An 18139-nucleotide genomic window follows, 5' to 3' on the forward strand; every position below is an offset into this window, starting at 1 on the left:
AACTCCAAAGTTTTACTTTGGAGTTTTTAGCTCCCCACATATTTAACAACAAGATTAGGGTTAATCTCTCCTTCTTCCTTTCCCTTATTCATTCTCTGTTTCATCTTATGCATACCGATGACATCATTCGTATGAAAGTGTATTTCATTGACGTATAAACCCTCTTTACAAAAAGCCTCTACAAAATCTAATCCACTTTTTTCTCCCCATCCCATATTGAAATCAAGGGAAAGAACATTCACCTCATAATCTCGTACCATTTGCAAAGCACATTCTACTGTAGTTGCGAGCACGTAACCATACGGACAACTTCTTTGATCATCCATATATACATTCATTTTCTATCCCCTCTCTATTTTGCATACGTGACCAACATGTAACATATTGCCCCAAGACTAATAAAAGGACCAAACGGTATTTGAGTCCTCATTTTCATACGTTTTAATACGAGGCCAGCTCCAAAGAAACAGAGACTAAAGCAAGATGCTAAAAATAAAACGATAAAAATCCCTTTCAGTCCCACTATAAATCCAAGTAACGAAAGTAATTTTATATCCCCTCCCCCAAGCCCTTCTGGATATATCTTTTGCATGCAGTATAACAAAATGAATATAACGCAACTACCAACTATACTATCTATCCAAGTGACTAACGGTATAAAAGCACATTCTAAAATGAGTAAACAAGCAAACCAAGCTAAAATACGATTTGGAATTAACATATATATGTAATCTGTAACTGAAATAATAAGAAGTAACGAAAAAAGTGATAAAACGATAATAAGCTCTCGTTCCACCCCAATCATATATACAGTAAGAAGACATATCATTCCAGTTACAAGTTCAAATACTACGTACAAAATTGAAATTTTCCTCTTACAATTCGTACAACGCCCTCTTTGCATACAAAAAGAAATGATTGGAATCAATTCTTTTGGCTTTAGCACATACTTACAATAATGACAATATGAACGCGGGGTTATGATAGACTCCCCTAGCGGAACTCTCATCGCAATTACCATAAAAAAAGAACCAAACACCATCCCCGCTAACAATGCATATACATAAGTGAACATCCCTTCCTCTCCTTTCCAGAAGAACATAGCAAAAAAAGGAGAGAACTTCTACTTCATATTATCTCTATTCTATTAAAAAAGCAGGCCATTTTCTGGCCTGCTTTCCCCTATTTTATACGATGAAATATACTGCTTTTAATGGTCCATGTACTCCGACAACAAGATTCATTTCTATATCTGCCGAGTTACTAGGTCCTGTAATAAAGTTAATACAAGATGCCACTGTCTCGCCATTTTCTACACGCTTGTTCATATCCTCAACTGCTTGTGTAATACGAGGTACAAGTGTTTCACGTGGAATAATAGCAAAGTATACAGTCGGTAAAAAGTGTAAAGAACGGCCTTGGCCTTTATGACTTTGTACAACGATCGTACCAGATTCGGCTAAAGTATAATCACTAAATGCAATTCCAATATTCGCTCTTTCCGCGATACGCATATTCTCTTCTTTTTTCTCAGGATCCCATACGTTCACTTCAACATTTTGCTTTGGAAGTTCTTCTTTAAATAAAGAAGTCAACCCATAAGAATCAAAACGTTCATCTGCCGATAACATAATAGGTCCCCCGCCGTTTTCAACGATTACTTTTTGAATATCTTCACGTAAACGGTCATTTGTCGTTTCCACAACAGTTGTATGAATGTTTGTACATTGATTTTTAAATACTTCTAACAATTCTTCTTGTGAATAATTTTTTAACGTTTCTTTATTCACATTGTTTTTCCATACTGGACGTTTTACACCATCCGTTTTACGCGCGCGTCCAAGTTCTTTTGCAATATTTTCTAGAAAGGACTCACGGTTTTGAATTAATCCTGTCATTATTTGTCCCCGCCTTTCTTATGATCTTTATACCAATCACGGAATCGTTCTTTACTTGGAGCCGGGAATTCACGAATATCTGTCCAGTTTTTAAGTGGCCCAACACCTTTTGATACACGGTTACCAGATGTAAATGGACTCATTGCTGCTGGCGCCATCTTTGATCCCATTTTATATAAAGCTGCTGAAGATGCGCCCATACTAAACATTTTCATTGCTAATTTTTCTGCAAGTGGAGCACGCCCTTCTTGCTCAACGATAACTTGACGATGTTTTAATAATAAATCATGCAATGGAATTTTTACTGGACAAGCTTCTGTACACGCTCCGCATAAACTAGAAGCATAAGGAAGCTCTTTGTAATCATCATATCCACCTAAAAGTGGTGTTAATACCGCCCCAATTGGTCCTGAGTATATAGAGCCATATGAATGTCCACCAACATGTCGATATACAGGGCATACGTTCACACAAGCAGCACAACGAATACATTGCAACACTTGACGGAATTCAGATCCGAGAATTTGAGAACGACCATTATCAACCACAACTAAGTGGAATTCTTCTGGGCCATCTACTTCCTCTTCTTGAATTGGTCCCGCTACCGTTACATAACTTGTTAACTTTTGACCTACTGCACTACGACATAGTAAACCAACTAAAACATCTAATTCTTCCATTGTCGGAACCATACGTTCCATACCCATAACCGCAATTTGTGTTTTTGGAATCGACATAACAAGGTCGGCATTACCTTCATTTGTTACTAAACAAAGAGAGCCAGTATTTGCAACAGCGAAGTTACAACCTGTCACACCAATTTCAGCATCCATAAATTTTTCACGAAGTTGTTTACGAACAAACTTTGTCATTTCGTATGGATCATCAGAATTTTCATAGCCAAGCTTTTCTTTAAATACGTCACGAATTTGCGTTCTATTTTTATGAAGAGCAGGCGCAATAATATGTGAAGGTGGATCGTTATCTACTTGCAGAATATACTCTCCTAGATCACTTTCTAACACTTCACAACCGATTTCTTCAAGCGCATGGTTCATACTAATTTCTTCTGTTACCATTGACTTTGATTTTACTACCTTTTTTGCCTGCTTCTTTTTTGCAACGTCTTGAATATACTTTGCTGCTTCCTCTTTCGTTTTCGCAAAGTACACATGTCCGCCTCTTTTGGATACATTTTCACTTAACTGCATTAAGTAATAATCAAGATTTTCTAACGTATGTTGACGAATTTCTTCACCGAGTTCACGCCATTCTTCCCAGTTTCCTAATTCATCCGCTGCTTTTAAACGATTCGTATATAAGCGTGTTTGTGCAGAAGATACTGCTCCGCGCATAAACGAATCTTGAATTCCATCGCCAACGCGATCATTAAATTTTTTCTCACTGATTTTCATAGACATAGCTTATGTTCCCCCTTCATGAGCGACTATTCAGTACCTCAGCAATATGCATTACTTTTATTTCTTTTCCTAAACGCTCAATACGTCCGCCAATGTTTAACAAACACCCACAATCTGCACCGATTAAATAATCAGCGCCTGTTTCCATTGCACTATCTACCTTTTCATCTACCATTTGCTCAGAAATTGGAGTCATCTTCACTGAAAACGTTCCCCCAAACCCGCAACAATTTTGCACATTTGGTAACTCTCTCACAGTTAACCCTTTTACATTTGATAATAAAATTCCTGGTGCCTCTGTTACTCCAAGCATACGTGTCATATGACATGATTTATGAATAGTAGCAATCCCTGGTAAACTTGCACCAACATCAGTAACCTTTAAAACGTCTACAATAAATTGTGTAAATTCATATGTTTTATCAGCAACTTTTTGTGCACGTTTAGCCCACTTCGGATCATCTTTAAAAACATGCGGATACTCATGAAACATTGTCGCACAAGAACCAGATGGCGTAACGATATATTCTGCATCTTCGAAAGTTTCAATCATATGTTTCATCGCTTCTTTTGCAGCTTCTACATGGCCGCTATTATAAGCAGGCTGACCGCAGCAAACTTGTGCTTCTGGAAATTCAATTTCACAACCTAAACGCTCCAACACCTCAACTGTTGCTTTGCCGACATTTGTTTCAAACATATCGACTAAACAAGTAACAAATAAAGTAACTTTCATAATTATTACTCCCCCTTTTTACAACTCCACCAACAAACATATGGTCATCAGATGACTAAGGAGAGAAGAAATAGGCTCAACCATGGCCTATCCTCTCCCTCTTCTAAAGAAAACGCTTACTTAATCTCTCTCTATTTTATCAGAAAATTAGATTTTTAAAAGATTAAATTAAGAATTTATATCGTTGCTACCTGTGACAATATGTTCTACATTTGTTAAATGATCTAGCATTGCTTGCTGCGCTAATTCTACATCTTGCTTTAACACTGCATCATATATAACTTGATGCTCTTCTATAAGTCGTTCTGATGTTGTTTGTTCACCATATAAAATAATGCGTCTTGATTCACCAATCGTTTCAGCAATCATCTCTGAAACATGATTCATAAGTTCAAGCAAAATGTTGTTATGCGAAGACTCTGCAATTCCCATATGGAACTGAAAATCTGCTTTTTCACCAGCTTTTTCATCTCCAACGCTCTTTGCCATTTCATCTAACCAATGCTTCATATTTTGTAAATTATCTTCCGTACGTTTTGCCGCAGCTGCTCGAACTGCCCCCACTTCAAGCACCTTTCGTACTTCTAATAAATTCAAAATATCTTCTTTCTTCATCAATAATCTATTGTTTAATGATTTTGTTAATGAAGAAGAATCGAAGTTCTTCACATATGTACCTTCTCCTTGTTTCATCTCAATTAAGCCCATTGCTCTTAGCGCACTTAGCGCTTCACGAACAGCAGATCTACCAACTTGAAACTGCTCAGCTAATTGATGTACAGGAAGTAGTTTGTCACCAGGTTTTAACGTACCATTTTTAATCATTGTTAAAATAGCTTCAGATACTTCTTCATAAATCTTTTTCGGTTTAATAGATTTGTACTCCAGTTAAATCACCTCAGTATCTTCCAAACAACAATTGAAACGATTTATAAGAACTTTGCATCATAACTATTTTAGAACGAATTGGTAAGAAGTACAAATGTTTTGTTCATAAAATCGTCAAAATTCCGATATTTATTACATATTAATTTATATCTTACGTATAATTATTGTCTTCCATATAAAGAGCATGCCCTAAAAATTAGAACATGCTCTCCTCATCCTGTACTTTCAATTTAATACTAACCGTCGTACCGTTCCCTTTTTCACTTTCAATCCGCCACTGTCCGTCATGTATATGAACAATTTGTCTTACAATTGCCAGGCCTAAACCTGTTCCACCATGTTGACGACTTCTCGCTTTATCAACTCGGTAAAAACGCTCGCCAAGGTTTTCCAAATGCTCTGTATCAATACCGATCCCCGTATCTTTTATGTTCAATTCACAGTAATCATCTATCTGTCTGAGCGTTACCATAATATCCCCGTTTTGATTTGTATACCGTATCGCATTATCTAACACGTTATGAAGCACTTGTTGCATACGATCCTCATCAATCATTACAATGATTTCTGGATTTAAATTTGTTGAAATACGAATTTTCTTTTCTATAAACTTAATCTCATACGTATCTAACACATCTTCAATTAGTTGTGAAAAAACGATAGGTTGTTTCTTTAACGGAAAATGTTCACCTTCTAATTGTGCTAAATCTAATAAATCATGAACGAGACGCTGCATACGATCTGCTTCTTTATGAATAAGCTGTGTTACTTTTTCCTGTTGTGGTCCCTTCGCTACACCGTCTAAAATAGCCTCGCTATATCCTTTTATATAACTAAGCGGTGTTCTTAGTTCATGCGAAACGTTGGCTAAAAACTCCTTACGCTTTACGTCTTCTGTCTCCAAAGAATTTGCCATTTTATTAAATGCTTTTCCTAATCGCCCAATTTCATCTTCAGAAGAAATTGTAATTCGTTCTGAGAAATCCCCCGTAGCCAAATGATTGGCAACTCGTTCCATTTGCGAAAGTGGTTTCGTAATAGCAATAATAATTTTTCTACCAATCCATATTGTCAGTAAAGTTATAGCAAGTGCTAACGGTGCTAAAATAAGACCCATATCATATATTAAGTCTTTTATACTTTTTAAAGGAATATAAGAATATACAATACCAACTAATTTTTTATTTTCTAAAACAGGGATGACAACCCCCATAATATTACGATCAAAATGTTCCTCGTATCCTATCTTTGTCACAGTTTTTCCATCTAATAATGCTTGCCTGTCCCCTTCACTTATAAGAGAATGATGGTGCACATCAAATGGTAAACATGCACTTAAATCACGTGGGTTCGATACGAAAAGAACGTCTGAACTAGATATTTGATCAAATGCTCTTACTTTCTCTTCAAAAATTGATATTCCTTCGCGCTTATCATATTGCGCAGAAAGACGCTTCCCTTCCATTACTAATGAATCTTTTAAATTATCAACGTATAGCTTTTCATACGAGTATAAAGATACAAAATAAAGAAAGGAAACTGTTACAAATACTGCACATACTACTGTCAGCCAAAGCTTCTGTACCATCGTAAACATACGTTACACCTCAAATTTATAGCCTACACCCCAAACAGTTTGAATGTAGTTTCCACTTTCTCCAAGCTTCAAACGCATCGTTTTCACGTGCGTATCTACGGTTCTTGTACTTCCGGCATAATCATATCCCCATACCTTTTCCAGCAATTGTTCTCGGCTAAATACTTGTCCCGTATGTTGGCAAAGAAAATAGAGTAAATCAAACTCTTTTACTGTAAGAGAAATTGGCTCACCATCCACCTCAATTTTCCTACTTTTTTCATTAATAAGGATCGGCCCAAACTGAAATTCCTCTTGTTGCTCTTGCTTTGTATAACGCCTTAATACAGCTTCCATACGAGCAATTAATTCACCAGGACTAAATGGCTTTACAATATAATCATCTGCTCCCATACGTAAGCCGTTCACCCTATTCCACTCTTCACCTTTTGCTGTTAAAAATATTATTGGTACATCTGACGTTTTTCTAATTTCTTTACAAACTGAAAGTCCATCCATCTCTGGCATCATAATATCTAGTACAACGAAATCATAATGATTTGTCTCTAATTTTTTCAGAGCTTCTTTTCCATTTTCAGCTTCTTCCCACTCGTATCCGAAATTATCTAAGTACATTCCAACAAGTTGCCTCATATCACTTTCATCATCTACAACTAGCACCCTATATTTACTCATTGTCCTTCCCTTCTCTCTCTATGAGTTGAAACGGTCCTTTTCCGACTTTAATTGTTTGTTTTATTTTCAAATTCTTCATATCCATGACGCACACTTCATCACTATCATAGCTTGCTACGTATCCTTCTGCTCCGCTCTTCAAAAATGCAAATGGGTTTGATCCTACTTCTACAGAAGCCACCTCTTTATACGTGCTAACATCAAACTTTCTAAGCGTATTCGAACCGTGACTTAATGCATATACATACTTATTATCCTTCGTAATATTCACAGGCATAAACGGAGCGTGTAAAGAACGTACCATTTCTCCGCTCTGCAAAGAATACACTAATACTTTCTCATTTACCTGATTTCCATCACCATGTCCGCCAATCCATATTTCTTTCCCATCTGGACTAATTGTTGCCCCCGTTGACGCTGGTGGAATCATAAAGGATTGTATTACTTCTTTTTTCTTTGTATCAATTGTCGTTAGCTTCGTATCATAAAAGTTTAATACAGATAACTGGTTATAGTACTCTACCATCGTTATTGGTCCTTTTCCTGTCGAAACATTTCCTGTTTCTTTTCCATTAATCGTAAAGAACCTTATCTTTTGGGCATTTTGATCGGCAGCAAATAATTGCTTTTTATCTTCTGATACGACTACATTTACAATGCCTTTTCCTGTTTTATATTTTTCCACTTGCCTTCCTTCTGCTAGTGAATATACATACATGTACTCTAACTGCTTACCATATACAAGTATGTCCTCACCATTTGGAAGTAGTAGGGTCCCTGCCATCGGCTCGTTAAGTTCCCATGTCGTAATTAACTTTTTAGTTTGCTTATCGACAAAACTAATACTGCCTTCTTTTATATTCGTTGTTATAATAACACTTTTATCTTTAGCAATCGGTGTATACGAGCTTCCTTGACACCCTACTAATAGAAATAAAAAACAGAGAAGAAAAACATACTTTCTCAAAAGATCCCCTCCATCTTCGGATGATTTCGTTATAATTGTAAAATAACAAATAAATGTGTGGAAAGTGTGAAATTTCCCTTTCCTACTTCATTTACATATATAATGTACAACAAATAGAATTTGAGGTGTGCCAATTATGCTTTTTCCTGATTTAGCGAATAAAATTGTACGAGAAGTACGCAGGCTAATTAAAGAAAATATTATTATCATTAATATACAAGGCGTTATTATCGCAAGTACAGATATAGAAAGAATCGGCCAATTTCATGAAGGCGCACTCCGCTGCGCAAAACAAAAGAAAACTGTCATTATTACAAAAGAGGATGAAAGACGTTTGCATGGCGTAAAAGCGGGTATGAATCTCCCTTTACTATTCCATGACGAAGTAATTGGTGTCATTGGAATTACAGGCGAACCTGAAAATATTTCACAATACGGAGAAATATTACGTAAAATGACCGAACTACTCATCCATGAAAACTACTTTTTAGAACAACTAGAACTTGAACACCGTTCTTATGAGGCATTTGTCTTTGATTGGCTTCAAAATACAGACTGGTCTCCAAGCTTTCTCGATCGTGCCAAAACACTTGGTATTGATTTATATAAGAAAAAACAACTTATTTTGTTCTCTATCGATCGAAATGACACGATGCTTCAGCGTAAGATTTGGCAACATGTACGCAATCTATTAACAAAGGAGCATTTATTTATTCGCTGGGGAAATGATCGATTCATTTTATTTACAGCCACGAACTCCAAAGAGCAAACATATCAATTTTTAAAACGATTAAAACAAGACTGTGAAACTTTGTTTTCTGTTCCTTTATATATCGGGATTGGACAATCCGTTACGCCAAGCAATATGAATTTATCGTACGAACAAGCATTACAAGCTCTTTCCGTATCACTTGCAACGAAAAAGATTGTATTTAATGAAGATTTACGTTTAGAAATGTGCTTACAAGATATTTCTGCGGAAACGCGGGAACAGTTTCTAAAGCGCACCATCAAAAACTTGCTATCATCGCCTGAGCTTATGCACACTTTACGTTTATTTATCGATTATAACCAATCCTATAAACAAACAGCGGAGCAATTACATATACACATTAACACATTGCATTACAGACTTAAAAAAATTGAGGAGTATACAGGACTTGATCCGAAACAATTCAAGGACTTAAACATTTTATACTTCTCGCTCCTCTTATTAGATAATCACACAAAAAAGAATGATAAAATAGATTAATCTTTAGATGATTATACATAGAAAGAATCCCCCGACTTTTTTATCATTATAATGAAAGCACTGTGACAACGTTTTTTATTATGACTAATTACGTTAACAGTTTGAGGGGGATTTCCAATGTTAGAAAAACAAATTATTGATTCATTCGTATCCATTGTTGGCGAAGATAATGTAGATACATCCAATATGGGGCGTTTAACGTATAGTTATGATGCCACTCCAAACTTCCAAGCAATGCCTGATGCAGTCATTGCTCCTCGTAATACAAATGAAGTAGCTGAAGTATTAAAAGTATGTAACACTCACAACATTCCTGTATATGTTCGTGGGTCTGGAACAAATCTTTGCGCAGGGACATGTCCACTTGAAGGCGGTATCGTCCTTATCTTCCGCCATATGAATAACATTTTAGAAATTGATGAAGAAAATTTAACAATTACTGTACAAGCTGGTGTTATTACGCTTGATATTATTAAAGCAGTAGAAGAAAAAGGTTTATTTTATCCACCAGATCCAAGCTCAATGAAAATTTCTACAATTGGCGGTAACATTAATGAAAACTCCGGTGGATTACGTGGATTAAAATATGGCGTAACACGTGATTATGTGATGGGGCTTGAACTTGTCTTACCAAATGGTGATATGATTCGCACTGGTGGTAAATTAGCAAAAGATGTAGCTGGTTACGATTTAACTCGTTTATTTATCGGTTCTGAAGGAACACTTGGTGTCGTAACAGAAGCAATATTAAAACTTGTTCCTATGCCTGAAACGAAGAAAACGATGCTTGCACTCTATGAAGATATTAATGAAGCTGCACGTGCTGTTTCTTCTATTATTGCAAATAAAATCATTCCAGCGACACTTGAGTTTTTAGACCAGCCGACAATTGAAGTAGTAGAAGAGTTTGCTCAAATCGGTTTACCAACTGACGTAAAAGCAATTTTATTAATTGAACAAGACGGTCCGCCTGAAGTTGTTAATCGAGATATTGAAAAAATGGCTAACGTTTGTCGTTCCATGAATGCAGTTGATGTTCGCGTCGCAAAAGATGAAGCGGAAGCAGATGCGCTTCGGACAGCTCGCCGTAGTGCACTGTCAGCACTGGCAAGATTAAAACCTACTACAATATTAGAAGATGCAACGGTACCACGCTCACAGATTGCTCCGATGGTTGAAGCTATTAATGCCATTGCCAAAAAATATAATATTCCTATTTGTACGTTTGGCCATGCTGGCGATGGCAACCTACACCCAACTTGTATGACAGATGCTCGCAACGAAGAAGAAATGCACCGAGCTGAACAAGCTTTTGCTGAAATATTTGCGAAAGCAATTGAACTTGGTGGCACGATTACTGGTGAACATGGTGTTGGTGCGATGAAGGCTCCGTATTTAGAAATGAAGTTAGGTAAAGAAGGTATTGCTGCTATGCAAGGAATTAAACAAGCCTTCGATCCAAATAACATTATGAATCCAGGAAAGATGTTCGCGAAGGACACTCGCAAAAGAGTGGTGGTTGAGCGATGACAACATTAAATAAAGAAAACATTCAAAAGGAATTTAAAGAACGATTAAGTGAAGATGAACTACTAAACTGTATGCGATGCGGTTTCTGCTTACCAACTTGTCCTACTTACATTCAATCTGGATATAAAGAATCACATTCCCCGCGTGGACGTATCGCATTAATGAAAGCGGTCGTTGACGGCTTAATTGAGCCAGATGAAGATGTTGAAAACACATTAAATGTTTGCCTCGGCTGCCGCGCTTGTGAACCTGTTTGTCCATCTGGTGTGAATTATGGGCATTTATTAGAAGAAGCTCGTGATATTATAAATCAAAACAAAAAGTTTTCAATGCCAGTGAGAGCTGTTCGTAAAGTCGTTTTTGAAGGACTTTTCCCGCATCAAAATCGAATGAGAACATTAACAGGATTAATCGGATTTTACCAACGTTCCGGTTTACAAACGCTAACACACAAAACAGGAATTATGAAGTTATTCCCTGAAACACTTGCAACAATGGATCTCGTTTTACCAAAAGTCCCAAAAATGAAAGCAATGAAAGATCGCCCTGAATTTTTACCTGCTGAAATTACAAAAAAGAAACAAGTTGCATTCTTCACAGGTTGTTTAATGGATACGATGTTTTTAGAAACAAATAACGCAACGATGAAACTACTTCAGTTAGCTGGTTGTGATATCGTTATTCCAAAAACACAAAGTTGCTGCGGGGCATTACATGGACATGCTGGTGAGAAAAATGGAGCAAAAGAATTAGCAAAACGCAATATAAAAGCATTCGAAGATTTAAACATCGACTATATTATTACGAATGCTGGTGGTTGCGGAGCTTACCTCGTAGACTACGATTACTTGTTAAAAGATGATTCACAGTGGGCTGAACGTGCAAAGCAGTTCGTTTCTAAAATTAAAGATATTACTGCTATTCTAGTAGAACTAGATTTCCATAAACGTAATGACTTACGAGTCACGCCGCAAGTTATTACGTATCAAGACTCTTGTCACTTACGCAATGTTATGCGAACATCTTCAGAACCTCGTATGTTACTAGAAGCAATTCAAGGCGCAACATACCGTGAAATGAAAGATGCGGATCGCTGCTGTGGTTCTGCTGGTATTTATAACATTGTTCATTCAGAACTATCTATGGAATTTCTAGATTACAAAATGGACCGTGTGCATGAAACAGAAGCAGCAACCATTGTTACTGCAAATCCAGGTTGTTTATTACAAATGAAATTAGGCATTGAACGAGAAGGCCTTTCTCATAAAATGAGAGGAATTCACATCGTTGATTTATTATTAGAAGCAATTGAAACCAACTCGTAATAACTCGTAACATACGTAATAATAGGAAAACGGCTATCTCCTTCGTCTATGTAAAGAGATAGCCGCTTTTTTGTCCGCTACAACATTAAAAATATGTTACTTTATTATAAAAAAGAACAACAGAAACATTACAGTTTTGTAAAAATCAATCCAGTATATTCCTTAAAAAAACGCTCAAACCATTGATACAATAGGATTCTTCATTTTCAATATAGGTACATTTATCCAAAAACCGCGTCTTATAACCAAGTATAAAAATGCTGAAAATTCCTTTTATACTCTATGTTTCTCTTATTTTTCCCCTTTTCCCCTCTTAGGATAAATTAGGTAAATTTTAAGTCTATGAATTTTTTTCCATCTTTTTTCTCACAAAATCTATGCTACGATGAATTTGTCAGTCAGACAGGCTGTCAAAAACAAATCGTGTGAAAACAAATTAAAACTTTATATAGGGGGACACACATCATGAAAAAGCGTGTTTTATTATCTGTAGCTGCTGCAACGGCTCTTACTTTAGGAGTATCTTCTCTAGATGCACAAGCTGCAACAGTACAACCATCTAACATAAAGGTTCAAAATATTCAGCATTCAAAAGTGATGATGAAGCAAATGAGCCAACAAGAATTACAAGCATTCTTACAATCTATGGGCGTTGAGTCATTAGCACAATGGCAACAAGGAAACTTCCAACCAAATTGCATTATTCCTGGTCAACAACCTACTGAAAATGTTGTAACTGAGCAACCGACAGCTAAGCCAGAAACTCAAAAGCCTGCTGAGCAAAAACCGGCCGAGCAAAAGCCTGCTGAAGAAGTTCAAAAACCAGAAGCTCAAAAGCCTGCTGAAAACAATAATACGCAAAAACCGGCTGAACAAAAACCAGCTGAGCAAAAGCCTGCTGAAGAAGCAAAATCTTTAAGCGAGTTCGAACAACGTGTTGTTGAATTAACAAACGCTGAGCGTGCAAAACAAGGTTTACCAGCTTTAAAAATCGACACTGAATTAAGCAAAGTAGCACGCATTAAATCTGAAGATATGCAAAAAAATAACTACTTTGATCATAACAGCCCTACATACGGGTCTCCGTTTGACATGATGAAGAAATTTGGTATTTCTTATACATCTGCAGGTGAAAACATTGCCCAAGGCCAACGTACACCTGAAGAAGTAGTACAAGCTTGGATGAACAGTGCTGGACACCGTGCAAACATCTTAAATAATGGCTTCACTCACATCGGTGTTGGCTATGTAGAAAGCGGCAACTACTGGACACAACAATTTATTACGAAGTAAATAGATTAAAAGAGTCTTCTCATAATGAGAAGACTCTTTTTTACGTTTCATAACTTTCTATTATGTATGAGTATAAAGCGTAGAACATAAACAAAATAGAACCACCACTTATTACGCTAAGTAACACATAAAATCCCCATTTCAAGTTCAAAAACAATGAAAACAATATACTACATGCCATCACTTGAAAAATCCGTCTACTCACTAAACGGATTTTTTTTAATTTGATTGAGTCTTTTTCCGTACTCTGAACTTTTTTAAACGCCTTACTAAGCATAAAGAGAAACATACTAATCCCAATTGTTAGTCCTGTTTGAAAGGATATCATGCTTCCAAAATTAATAAAAAGAATGAGCATATGGATAAACAACATAAATAAAGTAATCGTCTTTAGAAATCCACTTATAATGACATGCTCGTCTTCATTAAACTTATATATATTATGTGAAATAATATACATCAATCCATGTAAGAAAATAATAAGACAAGGAATAAGTGCTATAACAACTTGTTTACTCATAAACTCGTTTGGCCGACCATTTCCATCCCAATGTACCGCCAAATGCTCTGGTAAATATGGATAGAGACATAGAGTAACTAAAAGACAAGCGAAAAATATTCCTAGTATATATTTATATTTGATCAAGTGATTCTCACCTCTCTTTTCTCTTAACGGCTTCGCTTCTTTTAGAGAAATTCCTGCAAAAATCTACTTTCTCAAATTTAAACTTACACTTTACGCATTTACTCTTTGAAATTCTTTCATTGTGTCATTTAATTTTGTAGGAAATGGTACATCCACTTCAATCTCTTCTTTCGTAATTGGATGTAAAAAGTTTATCTTCATCGCATGTAACGCTTGCCTAGACATATATTTCGTTCCTCCACCATATAAAACATCCCCAACTAACGGATTACCATTATAGCTCATATGAACACGAATTTGATGGGTTCTACCAGTTTCTAATTGTAACGTTACAAGCGTAACATTTTGTTTTCTAAAATACTTCTCTACTTTATAATATGTAATTGCTTGATCTCCCTTTGGAGAAACACGTCGTCTCGTCGCATGATGGCGATCTCTTCCGATAGCCGCGTCAATCGTTCCTTGCTTCTTTTTCACTTTGCCTTCTACAAGAGCTGCATATGTTCTTTTAATTTTTCGTTCCATTAATAAACGATCCATAATTGCACCAGCAATTCTATGTTTGGCAAACACGACACCACCTGTCGTATCTTTATCTAACCGATGAATATGACGAACCTTCGTCTCTAAACCTTGCATTTGAAAATGAAAGGCAACAAGGTTTGCAAGTGTTCCCATCCCACCTTTTTCAGAAGGATGCGTATCCATCTTCTCAGGCTTATTTACAATGAGTACATGATCGTCTTCATATACTACATGTAATTCACCATATTCAGGCTCTACATCGTATTCTTCCTCCATAAACATATGAACTTGCAACTTATCGCCTTCTTTTAAAAGCTCATTCCATCTTCTCTGTTCTCCATTAACGGTAACACCTTTTTCCATACGAAGCTGATGTAACAACTTTTTCGGTATTTCCCATTCTATTTTTAATAACGACTCAATGCTTATACCATTCCATTTCGCTGGCACAGTCATTTCGCACCATTCGCCCTTCTTCTTCGTTTCCATACTGTATCACCTTATCTTATTTCTATTGATTCTCTCATTGTAACGGAAAATACACTTTGATGCACCGTCAAAAATAGAGGACAGTCTTATAATAGACTGCCCCTCATGCTCTACGCCTTCTCATTTCCTGCAACACTTCTTCCGCTTTTTGTTCATATGATAAATCTTTAAAGAAATCCGCCAACCTCTTATAATCGTTATACGTATCTAATAAGTCATCCATCTTTTCTGTTTTCATCACTTGTTGTTTTTGCTTCATTTTTACCGGATAACGATAGCCCGATACTTCTTGTATTTTGTAATACTCATCCTCTACTTGAATGACCTTTACAAGTTCCTCTTCTTCCGCATCCATCGTATACCCATCAAAATCCCTAAGCAATTCATAAATAATATGAGTCCATTCATCTTTTGGATAAAATCCTTTTTCTAACCGATAACCGACAATGCGATACATATGCCCATCGTTTTCTGCAAACTGTACTGTATCATTTAGCTTAAATTTAAAATAACGAAACATTGCCTTCACCTACTTATATGTAATGTTCTTATCACATACTATTTGCAAAATGTAGGTCTTGCTATTCATAAAAAAATACTCATCTATAAGATGAGTATTTTTTACGATGATTTTTCTTTTTTCTTTCGAAATGGTAACCACCAGTTCCAGTCTCCAAACAATTTCATTAAACTTGGTACGAGCATAAGACGAATAATTGTTGCATCAAGGAATATCGCTAATGCGACGCCAAGCCCCATTTGTCGTACTGGTAAAATATCAGTAAAAGCAAACGCACCAGTTACAACAATCATAATTAAAGCGGCTGACGTAATAATTCTACTTGTTGACACAAGTCCTTCTAACGTCGCTTGATTATTATCTCCTGTTTCTTCATATAATTCATGGATACGTGAAATAAGAAAGACTTCATAATCCATGCTAAGCCCAAAGACGAGGCCGAAAATAAAGATTGGTAAAACAAATAGAACTGGACTTGCTTCTAAACCAAAATGACCACCTTCAAATAACCAAACAACAATTCCAATTGTTGCGCTTAAACTAAGTATATTCATAATAATTGCCTTAATTGGAATGAGTATAGATCGGAATGCAAATAATAATATAACGAAGGTCGATCCAAATATAACAGACATACCAATTGCAACTTTATCTTTAATTTCATCTTCTAACTCTTGTTGGAACGTCGTCATTCCGCCTAGATAATACGTAACATTCGTTTCTTTATAATTTTGTTTAAAATCACGCACCCACTGTTTCGCAATTTCTGTACGTGGTTTTGTATCTAAAAAGACTTCGATTGTTGTCTTATTTCCTTTCGTATACGCTTCAAATACCGGAGCTATTTTAGCAGCTTCTGGCGACTGTAACATCCCAGCAACTTGATCTGATTTCATTCCATTTAAACTGTCGTATAAACTTCTTACTTCATATACTTTCTTATCATCTTTTAACTTTTGAACGACTTCTTCTACCTTTTGTAAACTTTCTTTTTCTCTCATATCTTTTTTCGTCTCTACCACTAACGTAGCATCAGCATGTGTTTTTGCAGTTTTATTAAATGCCTCTTCGTACTTCTCATATGCAATTCTTGTATCACTTTGTTTAGGTAAAGCTTCTACGTCAGGGAACTGTAAATTAGCTGTACGTAATGGTAATAAACAAATCACAATAAATGTTGTAACAACAATAATCATCGCAATTGGGTGTTTCATTACAAATTGTGCAAATTTACGCCACGCCTTTGCCGGCGTATGTGCTACTTGATTCTTTTTTAATATTCGTTTACCGATTAAGGATAATAGCGCTGGAAGGAGTGTGAGCGAGAATACAATACTCATAATCACAACAATCATTCCACTAATTGCGACAGACTGAATATAATCGATTTTAAAGAAAAACAAACCGGATAGGCCAACGAATACACATAATCCTGAAAATACGATTGCCCGCCCTGCTGTCTGATATGTAATTGCTATTGCTTCTTTTACCGTTCGCTTTGCAACTTCCTCTCGAAAACGATTTACAAATAATAGCGCAAAATCAATAGATAGCGCAAGTCCGATCATCGGTGCAACATTTAACACAAAGATAGATAGTTCTTTATCGCTACCTATAAAGTATAATATGCCCATCGTACTTATAACACTAAGTGCCCCATTTACAATTGGTAAAATAGATGCCAAAAGGCTACCAAATGAAAATAGTAATACGAGAAATGCAATCGGTAACCCAATCATCTCTGCCACTTTTAAATCATTTTGCGTTCTTTCATTAATCTCTTTATTAATTTTTGGAAACCCTGTAGGTGTTACTTTTAATGCTGTATTACTTTCCTTTTCAATTTTATCAGCAAATTGTAATGTCTTTTCCATTCGTTCTTTATTTGTTTTCCCGGAAAATAAAATTGTCGCATAGCCGATATCATCTTGTAACATTTCTTTATTTTGCACTGGATGATGGAAAGATTCATATGTCTCTTTCTCTTGAACATTCTTTACAATTTCCTCTAACTGCTTTTTAAATTCCTCATGTGAAACACCTTTATTTTTTTCAAAAACGAGTAGGAGCGTATCTTGAGACCTCTTAAAATCTTTATCTAAAATTTCTTTCGTTTTTTGATAGTCCCCTTCCGTTTGAAAGCCATCACCACCTAATACTCCCGGTAACTTTGGAGCGAAAATACCCAGTGCTATCGCAAGCAATAATAATGCTACAATTACTGTATAACGAAACTGATATAAAAAAGCGCCTAACTTCCCCCACTTATCTACTTTATGTACATTTGTTTTCACACATTTCACCTACTTTACATCATTCAATTGTTACTTATAATGTATCACATCTTCATACAAACAAAAAACGTCTAAAAAAACTA

General features: G+C 36.0%; 17 protein-coding genes. 4 read left to right on the plus strand and 13 right to left on the minus strand.

The features are described 5' to 3' along the window. Positions 1–26 precede the first annotated feature (26 nt). From MR147_RS08110 to MR147_RS08150, 9 genes are all read right to left on the minus strand, one after another. On the minus strand, positions 27–338 hold the full coding sequence (locus MR147_RS08110; protein ID WP_001103780.1) for a cyclic-phosphate processing receiver domain-containing protein: 312 nt from the start codon (positions 336–338) through the stop codon (positions 27–29). Positions 339–352: 14 nt separating this feature from the next. Continuing rightward, positions 353–1075, minus strand: coding sequence for a prepilin peptidase (locus MR147_RS08115; protein WP_000495748.1), 723 nt, complete (start codon positions 1073–1075; stop codon positions 353–355). A 112-nt stretch (positions 1076–1187) separates the two neighbouring features. Beyond that, a complete protein-coding gene (locus tag MR147_RS08120; RefSeq protein WP_044792797.1) occupies positions 1188–1898 on the minus strand; it encodes a LutC/YkgG family protein in 711 nt (236 codons plus the stop codon). Beyond that, a complete protein-coding gene (locus tag MR147_RS08125; protein WP_000061914.1) occupies positions 1898–3319 on the minus strand; it encodes a LutB/LldF family L-lactate oxidation iron-sulfur protein in 1422 nt (473 codons plus the stop codon). The genes MR147_RS08120 and MR147_RS08125 overlap by 1 nt, the downstream gene beginning before the upstream one ends. Positions 3320–3335: 16 nt before the next feature. Beyond that, positions 3336–4055 (minus strand): (Fe-S)-binding protein, encoded by a 720-nt coding sequence (locus tag MR147_RS08130; RefSeq protein ID WP_000869149.1) that lies wholly within the window; start codon positions 4053–4055, stop codon positions 3336–3338. 168 nt (positions 4056–4223) lie between these two features. Further along, the gene (locus MR147_RS08135; protein ID WP_255254326.1) at positions 4224–4913 is read right to left on the minus strand and encodes a FadR/GntR family transcriptional regulator; all 690 of its coding nucleotides are present in this window, start codon (positions 4911–4913) and stop codon (positions 4224–4226) included. Positions 4914–5139: 226 nt separating this feature from the next. Further along, positions 5140–6540, minus strand: a complete 1401-nt coding sequence (locus MR147_RS08140) for a sensor histidine kinase (protein ID WP_000494834.1) — start codon at positions 6538–6540, stop codon at positions 5140–5142. A gap of 3 nt (positions 6541–6543) precedes the next feature. Further along, the gene (locus MR147_RS08145) at positions 6544–7215 is read right to left on the minus strand and encodes a response regulator transcription factor (RefSeq protein WP_000049872.1); all 672 of its coding nucleotides are present in this window, start codon (positions 7213–7215) and stop codon (positions 6544–6546) included. Then, complete coding sequence (locus tag MR147_RS08150) at positions 7208–8182, minus strand: YncE family protein (RefSeq protein ID WP_242303913.1); 975 nt, start codon at positions 8180–8182, stop codon at positions 7208–7210. Before MR147_RS08150 ends, MR147_RS08145 begins: the two co-directional genes overlap by 8 nt. A gap of 136 nt (positions 8183–8318) precedes the next feature. Here MR147_RS08150 and MR147_RS08155 point away from each other — a divergent pair, with 136 nt between their 5' ends. From MR147_RS08155 to MR147_RS08170, 4 genes are all read left to right on the plus strand, one after another. Then, positions 8319–9434, plus strand: coding sequence for a CdaR family transcriptional regulator (locus MR147_RS08155; RefSeq protein WP_242303914.1), 1116 nt, complete (start codon positions 8319–8321; stop codon positions 9432–9434). A gap of 117 nt (positions 9435–9551) precedes the next feature. After that, positions 9552–10964 (plus strand): glycolate oxidase subunit GlcD, encoded by a 1413-nt coding sequence (glcD, locus tag MR147_RS08160; RefSeq protein WP_000890743.1) that lies wholly within the window; start codon positions 9552–9554, stop codon positions 10962–10964. Beyond that, positions 10961–12289: a (Fe-S)-binding protein gene (locus MR147_RS08165; protein WP_242303915.1), complete on the plus strand. Its 1329-nt coding sequence runs from the start codon at positions 10961–10963 to the stop codon at positions 12287–12289. The genes glcD and MR147_RS08165 overlap by 4 nt, the downstream gene beginning before the upstream one ends. Positions 12290–12754: 465 nt before the next feature. Then, positions 12755–13582, plus strand: coding sequence for a CAP domain-containing protein (locus tag MR147_RS08170; protein WP_000747582.1), 828 nt, complete (start codon positions 12755–12757; stop codon positions 13580–13582). A 40-nt stretch (positions 13583–13622) separates the two neighbouring features. Here the strand turns inward: MR147_RS08170 and MR147_RS08175 are convergent, their stop codons facing one another. From MR147_RS08175 to MR147_RS08190, 4 genes are all read right to left on the minus strand, one after another. Further along, positions 13623–14228 (minus strand): DUF1648 domain-containing protein, encoded by a 606-nt coding sequence (locus tag MR147_RS08175; RefSeq protein WP_000598989.1) that lies wholly within the window; start codon positions 14226–14228, stop codon positions 13623–13625. Positions 14229–14318: 90 nt separating this feature from the next. After that, positions 14319–15242, minus strand: a complete 924-nt coding sequence (locus tag MR147_RS08180) for an RluA family pseudouridine synthase (RefSeq protein ID WP_000448363.1) — start codon at positions 15240–15242, stop codon at positions 14319–14321. Between the two features lie 103 nt (positions 15243–15345). Then, the gene (locus tag MR147_RS08185) at positions 15346–15762 is read right to left on the minus strand and encodes a hypothetical protein (RefSeq protein ID WP_000490293.1); all 417 of its coding nucleotides are present in this window, start codon (positions 15760–15762) and stop codon (positions 15346–15348) included. A 101-nt stretch (positions 15763–15863) separates the two neighbouring features. Next, positions 15864–18056: an MMPL family transporter gene (locus tag MR147_RS08190; RefSeq protein ID WP_074607968.1), complete on the minus strand. Its 2193-nt coding sequence runs from the start codon at positions 18054–18056 to the stop codon at positions 15864–15866. Positions 18057–18139 lie beyond the last annotated feature (83 nt).

Origin of the sequence: Bacillus cereus group sp. BfR-BA-01350, from assembly GCF_022663775.1 — a bacterium.
Taxonomy (GTDB): Bacteria; Bacillota; Bacilli; order Bacillales; family Bacillaceae_G; genus Bacillus_A; species Bacillus_A paranthracis.

Bases quoted from the DNA above. Each gene is read 5' to 3' on its own strand.
- MR147_RS08110 (WP_001103780.1), bottom strand. From the start codon at position 338: ATGAATGTATATATGGATGATCAAAGAAGTTGTCCGTATGGTTACGTG.
- MR147_RS08115 (WP_000495748.1), bottom strand. From the start codon at position 1,075: ATGTTCACTTATGTATATGCATTGTTAGCGGGGATGGTGTTTGGTTCT.
- MR147_RS08120 (WP_044792797.1), bottom strand. From the start codon at position 1,898: ATGACAGGATTAATTCAAAACCGTGAGTCCTTTCTAGAAAATATTGCA.
- MR147_RS08125 (WP_000061914.1), bottom strand. From the start codon at position 3,319: ATGTCTATGAAAATCAGTGAGAAAAAATTTAATGATCGCGTTGGCGAT.
- MR147_RS08130 (WP_000869149.1), bottom strand. From the start codon at position 4,055: ATGAAAGTTACTTTATTTGTTACTTGTTTAGTCGATATGTTTGAAACA.
- MR147_RS08140 (WP_000494834.1), bottom strand. From the start codon at position 6,540: ATGTTTACGATGGTACAGAAGCTTTGGCTGACAGTAGTATGTGCAGTA.
- MR147_RS08145 (WP_000049872.1), bottom strand. From the start codon at position 7,215: ATGAGTAAATATAGGGTGCTAGTTGTAGATGATGAAAGTGATATGAGG.
- MR147_RS08155 (WP_242303914.1), top strand. From the start codon at position 8,319: ATGCTTTTTCCTGATTTAGCGAATAAAATTGTACGAGAAGTACGCAGG.
- glcD (WP_000890743.1), top strand. From the start codon at position 9,552: ATGTTAGAAAAACAAATTATTGATTCATTCGTATCCATTGTTGGCGAA.
- MR147_RS08165 (WP_242303915.1), top strand. From the start codon at position 10,961: ATGACAACATTAAATAAAGAAAACATTCAAAAGGAATTTAAAGAACGA.
- MR147_RS08170 (WP_000747582.1), top strand. From the start codon at position 12,755: ATGAAAAAGCGTGTTTTATTATCTGTAGCTGCTGCAACGGCTCTTACT.
- MR147_RS08180 (WP_000448363.1), bottom strand. From the start codon at position 15,242: ATGGAAACGAAGAAGAAGGGCGAATGGTGCGAAATGACTGTGCCAGCG.
- MR147_RS08185 (WP_000490293.1), bottom strand. From the start codon at position 15,762: ATGTTTCGTTATTTTAAATTTAAGCTAAATGATACAGTACAGTTTGCA.